Genomic DNA, 8,524 nt, shown 5'->3' with positions numbered 1-8,524 from the left:
GCTGATTTGGGTGCTGGGGTGGTTGTTGTCGGCTGAGGAGTAGAGGGTGTAGGACAGGCCGCTGGCGTGTTCTTTGGTGAGGATGGTGCGGTAGCCACCGGTGGTGGCGGGGTTGACCCAGGCTTCCAGGGTGAGGGTGTTGAGTTGGAGGCTGGGGCTGTTGGCGATGGTGACCCAGGCGTTGGTGCCGTTGAATGACAGGGCTTTGCCGTATTTGCCGCTGTTGGTCCAGGTGGTGTTGCTGGTGGTGCCGTTGTTGTTGCTGCCGGAGGAGTCGGCCACGGTGGTGCCGGTGCCCTCGTTCATCGCGTACGCCGCCACCAGGCCCGCGCCTCCCGACGTGGGCGCGTACGTCGCCGTGTAGGACGCCGCCGAGGCCGGGGCGGTGATGTTGTGACTGGCCGCGCCGCCGTCCGACCACGAGCCGAACGTCAGGCTCTGCCCTGACGACGTCTGCGGCGACGGAGCCGAGATCGAGTTGCTCGACCCCACGATGACCGTCCGGGTGAACGGCGTGGTCGTCTGCTCGCTGTTGAACCCGAGCTGCAGGCCAGGCGGCGTGGACTGGAAGGTCAGGTTCACCGTCCTCGGCTGCAGGAGCACGCTCTTGGTGTCGGTCAGGCCCTGCGTGTCCGTCACCGTGAGGCGCAGCTCCAGGTGCGAGGGGTAGTCGTGGTCCGGGGCCTGGAACGAGCCGCTCGCCCCGGTGAACGTGGTGATCTCGTGCTCGTGGCAGGTGCTCGGGCAGTGGTGCAGCACCAGCGTCCACTTCATCCGCGAGCCGGGGACGGTGCCGTCCTGGGCGTCCGTGCCCGTGCCCGAGAAGGTGATCGTCTGCCCGACCGCCCAGGTCGTGCCGGCCGTGGGGGAGTTGATCGTGGCCGTCGGCGCGGTGTTGTTCACGTTGACCGTCACGGACGCGTCACCCTGGCCGCCCTTGCCGTCGACGGCCCGCAGCCGCACCACGTAGGAGCCCGGCTGGGCGTAGGTGAACGACGGCGTGGCCGAGGTCGAGTCGTCCAGTTCGCCGTCGCCGTCCAGGTCCCAGGCGTAGGTGAGCGAGTCGCCGTCGGCGTCCGTCGAGCCCGTCGCGGAGAAACTCACCGCCAGCGGGGCGGTGCCCGAGGTGGTGCTCGCGCCGATCACCGCGGTCGGCGGGGTGTTGTTGTAGAGGTAGCGGACGACGGTGCCGTTGTTGTAGTCCACCGCGAACAGGTCGCCGCCAGGGCCGATCTCCAGCTCCGTCGCGCCGATGCCGGAGTCGAAGTTCCTGATGGTCGCCGGGTCGGGAAGGCCCGTCGGGCCCGCGGTCATCACCCAGATGCAGGAGCGGCTGTAGTCCGACAGGAACAGCGCGCCGTCGTAGGAGTCCGGGTAGGCGCCGCCGGTGTAGAACGCCACGCCGCTCGCCGACGAGCCGCCCGCCGGACAGGGGTCGTTCGGAGCCGGCTTGGCGCTGTGGTTCCAGGAGAAGAACGGCTGCACGTTCGCCCCGGCCCCGGCCGCGTAGAGGTTCTCGCACAGCGTCAGGTTGAGGTTGTCGTAGCCGCCCTGCCTGGCGGGACCCTCGTAGCAGGGCCAGCCGAAGTTCGAGACCGCGGACGTGGGGCCGGCGACCCGGTTGATCTCCTCGAAGGTGTTCCAGCCGACGTCCGACAGCCAGATCTCCGGCGAGCCCGGCCGGTTCGTGATGCGGAACGGGTTGCGCAGGCCGTGGGCGACGATCCTGGCGACGTTGGGGTCGGAGCTGCCGGCGTTCGGATTGCCGGCCGCCGCAGCCCCCGTGTCCGGATTTATGCGGATCAGGGTGCCGTCCAGGCCGGCTGGGTCGCCGGACGTGCGCACGTCCTGGGCGCGGAGCGCGCCGCCCTCCGCGGCGGGGGGCGACAGGGCGGTGCCGACGGGCGAGGGCGGGTCGCCGCACGGGTTGTCAGGGGTGACGTCCGAGCTGGTCAGATTGTCCTGGCCGTAGTCGGCGAAGTTGAAGCTGGCGCCGTCGCCGCCCGAGGCGTAGAGCATGCCGTCCGGGCCGAACTGCAGGTCGCCGATCGAGTGGCTGGGGTGCTGCTGGCACCAGTCGGTGATCAGCGGCGTCTCAGCGCCCGTGGGGGAGATGACCGACAGGCGGCCCGTGATCAGGCAGCCGTCCCCCGTCGCTCCCGGCGGAGTCGGGCACGGGTCGTCGGTGGCGCCCGCCGTGCCCCAGCGCGGCGCCACCCCGCCCGGCACCGCGTCGTAGGAGTACAGGACGTACAGCCGCGGGTCCGCCGGGAAGTTCGGGTGCAGCGCCATGCCCAGCAGGCCGCGGTCCCAGAAGTTGTGCACCTGGGTGCGCAGGTCCGCGTAGACGGACGCGGTGGTGTCCGTGAGGGAGTCGAAGACCTTGATCAGGCCGCTCTTCTCGGCGACGAAGACCCGTCCGTCACTGGAGAACTCCAGGTTGGTGGGGTGGTTCAGGCCGCTGAAGACCGTCTGCTTCTGGAAGGCGCCGGGCAGCGCCTGGGCTGCCGGACTCGCCAGGACCACCAGGCCGACGGTCAGGAGAAGGATCGATGCCAGGGCGCTGCCAAGCCGACTCACGGATACCCCCCAGGTAAGCGCAGCGTCACCCGTGGCGCCCCCCGCCGCCTTGGGCCTGATCGATGTATCGCAATAAATCGATCAGTTGTCACGTGCCATGTCCGATCCCGGACAGGGCGAATTTCGGGGGGTACGAGCCTGGGAGACCGGCCTGGGGCGTGCTTGGGCAGGGCCGTGCGGGAGGTGGGCTTGGAAGGTGCGGGGGTGGGCTTGGAAGGGCGGCCAGGCGTGGGGCTTGGCAGGGCCGCCCTGGGGCGAGCTCGGGGAAGAGCGGCTCGGAGCAGGGATGGGGGGCGAAGGGGGCGTTAGGGCTTGGCGCCGTCCACGAGCTTGCGCTTGCCGAGAGGGGACTTGAGGGTGACCGTCGTGGTCTTCTCGATGGCGATCATGATGCAGGAGACGTTCTTCGCCTTCGGGGAGGTGCCCTCGTACAGGGTGATCGTCACCTGCTTCGGCGTCTCCTTGACCTTGACCCGGCCCAGGACGGTGCACGGGGCCACACCCGACCACCAGGTCAGCGCGATCTTGCGACCGTTCGCGAGCGGCTTGGCCTTGGTCCAGCGGACCTTGCGGGTGTTGATCGTCTCACCCGTGGGCTTGACGGGCTCCGGACCCTTGGGCCCCGTGGTGGGCGTTGTCGTCACCGGGGTCGCGACCACGGATGTCGCAGGACCGGAGGACGCCGCGCCCTGCCCGGCGGCCGCATCGGCCCCGCAGCTCGTCGCGAGCACCAGGCATCCGGCCAGAAGAGTCGCTGTCATAGTCCGCATACCTCTACGACGGACGCGACCGCCGCCCGGTTCAGCACGCCGCCCGGGACCGTCGGGTCGAGCACGCCGAGTGGGCTGGATACAGCCGTCGCCCCGCCGGGACGGCTAGGGTTGGGGGCGTGCTTCGTCAGGCCATGCTCGCCGTCGCCAGGAACGAACGCGCGGAGCGCGTCGTGTCCACCTCGCCGCTCACCAGGGACGTGGTCAGGCGCTACGTCGCCGACGACGTGCACGCCGTCGTGGCCGAGCTGGCCCGCGAGGGCCTGCTCGTCACCGTCGACCACCTCGGCGAGGACGTCACCGACCGGGCCAAGGCCGAGGGGGCCGTCCGCGCGTACCTGGCGCTGCTCGACCGCCTGCCCGCCGGAGCCGACGTGTCGGTCAAGCTCACCGCGCTGGGCCTGCGGCTGTCGGAGCAGCTCGCGCTCGACAACGCGGCCACCGTCTGCGAGGCGGCCTCCGTCCGGGGTGTCACGCTCACGCTCGACGCGGAGGAGCACGACACGATCAACGGGCTGCACTCGGTCCACGCCACGCTGCGCAAGGAGCATCCGGACGTGGCCGTCGTCGTCCAGGCGTACCTGCCCGACTCGGAGGAGCGCTGCCGGAAGCTCGACGGCGCGAGGGTGCGGCTGTGCAAGGGCGCCTACACCGCGCCCGGCGGTTACGGCTCGGCCGCCGACGTCGACCGCTCGTACGTCCGGTGCCTGAAGGCGCTGATGGCGGGCACCGGCTATCCCATGGTGGCCACGCACGACCCCAGGCTGGTGGAGATCGCGTCCGCGCTGGCCGTGCTGAGCGGGCGCGACGCGACGGGCTTCGAGTACCAGATGCTGTACGGCGTCCGGCCGGACGAGCAGCGCCGCCTGGCCGCGCTCGGCGCGCAGGTGCGGGTCTACGTGCCGTACGGGTCCGACTGGTACCCGTACCTGGTGCGCCGCCTGGCCGAGCGGCCCCGCAACCTGGCCTTCGTCGCCCGATCCCTGCTGAGCCGATCCTGAGGGCCGATCCTGAGGGTGGCCGGCCTCGCGGGTGTCCGCGTCGGGGTGGGGTGTCCGCCGTCGGTAGGCTGCTTGGGGGAGGTGCGACGTGATCGCGATTCTGGGCGCCGGAAAGATGGGCGAGGCCCTGCTGTCCGGGCTGTTGCGGGCGGGGTTCAAGCCGGGCGACGTCATGGCGACGGTACGCAGGCCCGAGCGGGCGCAGGCGCTGCGCGAGACGTACGGCGTGCGGACGGTGTCCAACTCCGAGGCCGCCAAGACCGCCGACACGCTGATCCTGGCCGTCAAGCCGCAGGACATGGCGACGCTGCTGGCCGAGATAGCCCCTTATGTCCCGGCCGACCGACTGGTGATCACCGCTGCGGCGGGTATCACGACCGGCTTCGTCGAGCAGCGGCTCGGCGTCGATGTGCCGGTGGTCCGGGTGATGTCCAACACGCCGATCCGTTTCGACGAGGCGATGAGCGTGATCTCCGCGGGCGCGCACGCGGGCGAGGAGCACCTCAGGCACGCCGAGTCGCTGCTGAAGCCGGTCGGCAAGGTGCTGCGCATCCCCGAGTCGCAGCAGGACGCCGCCACCGCGCTGTCCGGCAGCGGCCCCGCCTACTTCTTCTACCTGGTCGAGGCCATGGTCGACGCGGGCATCCTGCTCGGCATGCCACGGGCCGCCGCGCTCGACATGGTCACCCAGTCGATCGTCGGGGCCGCGGTGATGCTGCGTGACTCCGGGGAGCATCCGGTGATCCTGCGCGAGGCCGTCACCTCGCCCGGCGGCACCACGATCGCCGCGATCGCCGAGCTGGAACGGCACAGCGTCCGCGCCGCCTTCCTGGCCGCCATCGAGGCGGCCCGCGACCGCGGTCGCGAACTCGCCTCCGGCTGACCCCACGAGCCCGCTCGACGGCGCGGGTGGGGGTGTCCCTACGATGGATCGGGTGACGCTCCGTCGCGGCTTACCCCCGCTGCTCGTCCTGCTAGCGCTCGCCGGATGCACGGCCGACCAGCCGGCCGCCGTCCAGCTCGGCGACGTCACCCGCGCCCCCGTCACCGAGGTCGTCGAGGCGCCCGCCACGATCGGGGCCAGGGCCACGGCGACCCTGCGCTCACCCGCCCAGGGCACGATCGCCAAGCTGTACGTGCGCGACGGCGACAAGGTCCGCAAGGGCCAGATCCTGGCCCGCATCCGCTCGCCGCAGGCCGAGGCCCAGCTCAAGCAGGCCCGCCAGGCGGCCAAGCCTCCAGCGGTTCCCCGCATGTCGCTCGGCGTCCCGAATATCCGGCTGGCGGCGTTCGACGGCCGGGCGTTCGACCGCAAGGTGGCCGCGCACTTCGCCAGGGCCCGCGCGGAGGCGCGGAAGGTCCGCGACGCGCAGGCCCGCAAGCAGCTTCTCAGCGCCATCGACCTGGCGCAGGCCCAGCACAGGGCGCAGACCAAGGCCCTGGCGCAGATCACCGCCCAGCTCAACCGCTCGATCACCAGCGTGCTGTCCGGCGTGACGAGCGGCTTCAGCGGCCTGACCTCGTCGATGAGCTCGCTCCAGGCGGCGTCCGCGGCGCAGGCCAGGGCCGCGGTGAAGGCGGCGGAGGGCACGGTGAAGTCGCTCACGGTCAAGGCGCCGTTCGGCGGCGTCATCACGCTCGGCCACGCCTCGGGCGGCGGCGGCACGGGCGGCCTGAACGGCCTGCTCAGCCAGCTGCCCGGCGGCGCGCAGCAGCAGCTTCCCGCCACCGGCTCGGGGACGGGCGGCACGCCGGTCGCGGCAGGCGTCCCGGTCTCGGCGGGCGACTCGATCGTCACCGTCACGGACGTCTCCAAGCTGACGCTCGCCGCCGACATCGACGAGACCGACGTGCTCCTGGTCAAGCCGGGCACCAAGGCGGCCGTCGAGCTGGACGCGGTGCCGGGCGCGAGCTACACCGCGAAGGTCACGGGCGTCGGCGTCACCCCGATGGAAGGCACGACGGGCGGCGTCAGCTACCCCGTCCAGCTCAAGCTCGGCGCGGGTACGTTCGACGACGGCGCCGAGGCCCCACCCCCAAGCCCGGCATGAGCGCCGTGGCGCGGCTGACCGTCCGCGAGTCGCCCGCCGCGGTCGCCGTCCCGGCCTCGGCGATCGTCTCCAGCGGGCGTGAGAGCGTCGTCTGGCTGGTCAGCAACGGGACGGCGGAGCGCCGCGTGGTCAAGCTCGGCGCCCAGGGCGAGGCGGTGGTCGAGGTGCTGAACGGCCTGTCGGTGGGCGACCGCGTCGTGGTCAAGGGCGCCGACTCTGTCCGGCAGGGCCAGCGCCTGCCATGACCGCCGCCCTGGAGGCAGTGGACCTCATCAGGCGTTACCAGCTCGACGGGGTCGCCGTCGAGGCGCTGCGCGGTGTCTCGCTCCGCATCGACCAGGGTGAGTTCGCGGCCATTCTCGGGCCGTCCGGGTCGGGCAAGTCCACGCTCATGCACCTGCTCGGCTGCCTGGACCGGCCCACCTCGGGGGTGCTGCGGGTGAACGGGGTGGAGATGTCCGGGCTGTCCGACACGGAGCTGGCGGAGCTACGCAACCGGACGATCGGCTTCGTCTTCCAGTCCTTCCACTTGCTGGCCAGGACGTCCGCGCTGGAGAACGTGGCCCTGCCGCTGGTCTACCGGGGAGTCGGCAAGGCCGAGCGGCGGGCCAGGGCGCGGGCCGCGCTGGAGTCGGTGGGGCTCGGGCACCGGATGGACCACCGTCCTTCGCAGATGTCCGGTGGCGAGCAGCAACGGGTGGCGATCGCCAGGGCGCTGGTGGGCGAGCCCAAGGTGCTGCTCGCCGACGAGCCGACCGGCAACCTCGACACCCGCAACGGGGCCGAGGTGATGGCCATGCTGGACCGGCTCAACAGCGAGAGCGGGGTCGCGGTCGTGCTCGTCACGCACGAACCGGAGATCGCCCAGCACGCCAGGCGGCAGATCCACGTCCGCGACGGGCTGATCGAGCTGGACACGGCGGGAGAGCCGCGGTGAGGGGGCGCGAGGCGTTCGGGATGGCGCTGGAGGCGCTGCGGGTCAACCGGCTGCGCAGCGTGCTGACCATGCTCGGCGTCATCATCGGCGTGCTGGCCGTGGTGGTCCTGGTGGCCATCGGCACCGGCGCGAAGGACACGATCGAGCGGGAGATCTCCGGCCTCGGCACCAACATCATCCTGGTCGTGCCCGGCCAGCTCAGCGTGGGGGCCGCGCCGACGCAGAGCAGGCTGAACCTGGCCGACGTGGCGTACGTCAGGCGGGTGGTGGGCGACCCGGCCAAGGTGACGGTCTCGCTCCAGTCGGGCGAGACCGTCCGGGTCGGACGCACGGAGGCGTTCGTCACCGTCGTCGGCACCGACCAGAACCTGACCAACATCTTTGACCGGCCGGTCGGCAGGGGCCGCCACCTCAGCGAGACCGACGTCGACACCCGCCGCAGGGTGGCCGTGCTCGGCTCGGAGGTGGCCGACAAGCTGTTCGGGGACGTCGACCCGGTCGGCCGCCAGGTGTCGGTGGCCGGGGCGCGGTTCCGCGTGGTCGGCGTCTACGCCAAGGTGGGCCAGACCTTCGGGGTCGCCCGCGACCAGGAGGTGCACATCCCGGTGACGACGGCCCAGCGGCTGCTCGGCATCGCCAGGGTCAACGGCATCGCCGTCGGCGCGTCGGGGCCGGACGAGATCGAGCCGCTCCAGGCCAGGGTGGTGGCCGCGCTCGGCTCGCGGTATCCGGGCGAGAAGTTCTCCGCCGTCACCCAGACGCAGCTGCTGGGCACGATCGGCAGCGTCCTCGGCATGCTGACGGGCGTGCTGGCCGCGATCGCGGGCGTCTCGCTGCTGGTCGGCGGGGTGGGCGTGTCGAACATCATGCTGGTCAGCGTGCGCGAGCGGACCCGCGAGATCGGGCTGCGCAAGGCGCTCGGCGCCAGGCAGCGGGACGTGCTGGCCCAGTTCCTCATCGAGGCGGTGCTGCTGACCACGATCGGCGGCGTCGTCGGCATCCTGCTCGGCGTCGGCGGCGCGCTGGCCATCCAGGCGCTCACCCCGGTGCCGGCCTCGATCACCTGGTGGTCGATCGCGCTGGCCTTCGGGGTGTCGGCGGCGGTCGGGGTGTTCTTCGGCGTGGCCCCGGCCCGGAGGGCGGGCAGGCTGGACCCTGTCATCGCCCTCCGGGCCGAGTGATCAT

8 protein-coding genes are annotated in these 8,524 nt (G+C 71.8%); 6 read left to right on the top strand and 2 right to left on the bottom strand.

Annotated features, from left to right (window positions below; all coding sequences use genetic code 11):
- Nucleotides 1-2,580, bottom strand: a 2,580-nt coding sequence (locus ABT294_RS08535; protein ID WP_350804487.1) for a PQQ-dependent sugar dehydrogenase, incomplete at its 3' end; no start/stop codon positions are given.
- A gap of 305 nt (nt 2,581-2,885) precedes the next feature.
- Nucleotides 2,886-3,341 carry a hypothetical protein gene (locus ABT294_RS08530; RefSeq protein WP_350804486.1) on the bottom strand — a complete coding sequence of 152 codons (456 nt, stop codon included), beginning with the start codon at nt 3,339-3,341 and terminating at the stop codon, nt 2,886-2,888.
- Between the two features lie 128 nt (nt 3,342-3,469).
- Here ABT294_RS08530 and ABT294_RS08525 point away from each other — a divergent pair, with 128 nt between their 5' ends.
- From ABT294_RS08525 to ABT294_RS08500, 6 genes are all read left to right on the top strand, one after another.
- On the top strand, nt 3,470-4,351 hold the full coding sequence (locus ABT294_RS08525) for a proline dehydrogenase family protein (RefSeq protein WP_350804485.1): 882 nt from the start codon (nt 3,470-3,472) through the stop codon (nt 4,349-4,351).
- Nucleotides 4,352-4,439: 88 nt separating this feature from the next.
- The gene (proC, locus tag ABT294_RS08520; protein ID WP_350804483.1) at nt 4,440-5,234 is read left to right on the top strand and encodes a pyrroline-5-carboxylate reductase; all 795 of its coding nucleotides are present in this window, start codon (nt 4,440-4,442) and stop codon (nt 5,232-5,234) included.
- A gap of 52 nt (nt 5,235-5,286) precedes the next feature.
- Complete coding sequence (locus ABT294_RS08515; RefSeq protein WP_350804482.1) at nt 5,287-6,402, top strand: efflux RND transporter periplasmic adaptor subunit; 1,116 nt, start codon at nt 5,287-5,289, stop codon at nt 6,400-6,402.
- Entirely contained in the window at nt 6,399-6,647 is a 249-nt protein-coding gene (locus ABT294_RS08510; RefSeq protein ID WP_350804481.1) for a permuted SH3 domain-containing protein, read from the top strand. The genes ABT294_RS08515 and ABT294_RS08510 overlap by 4 nt, the downstream gene beginning before the upstream one ends.
- Nucleotides 6,644-7,339, top strand: a complete 696-nt coding sequence (locus ABT294_RS08505; RefSeq protein ID WP_350804480.1) for an ABC transporter ATP-binding protein — start codon at nt 6,644-6,646, stop codon at nt 7,337-7,339. The genes ABT294_RS08510 and ABT294_RS08505 overlap by 4 nt, the downstream gene beginning before the upstream one ends.
- A complete protein-coding gene (locus ABT294_RS08500) occupies nt 7,336-8,520 on the top strand; it encodes an ABC transporter permease (protein WP_350804477.1) in 1,185 nt (394 codons plus the stop codon). The genes ABT294_RS08505 and ABT294_RS08500 overlap by 4 nt, the downstream gene beginning before the upstream one ends.
- Nucleotides 8,521-8,524 lie beyond the last annotated feature (4 nt).

The organism is Nonomuraea sp. NPDC000554 (assembly GCF_040300065.1).
Lineage (GTDB): Bacteria > Actinomycetota > Actinomycetes > Streptosporangiales > Streptosporangiaceae > Nonomuraea.
Note: the sequence above shows the minus strand (reverse complement) of the source record. Positions and strands in the feature narration are given on the sequence as shown.

Excerpts from the sequence above, each read along its gene's own strand:
- ABT294_RS08530 (WP_350804486.1), bottom strand. The coding sequence starts at position 3,341 with ATGACAGCGACTCTTCTGGCCGGATGCCTGGTGCTCGCGACGAGCTGC.
- ABT294_RS08510 (WP_350804481.1), top strand. The coding sequence starts at position 6,399 with ATGAGCGCCGTGGCGCGGCTGACCGTCCGCGAGTCGCCCGCCGCGGTC.
- ABT294_RS08505 (WP_350804480.1), top strand. The coding sequence starts at position 6,644 with ATGACCGCCGCCCTGGAGGCAGTGGACCTCATCAGGCGTTACCAGCTC.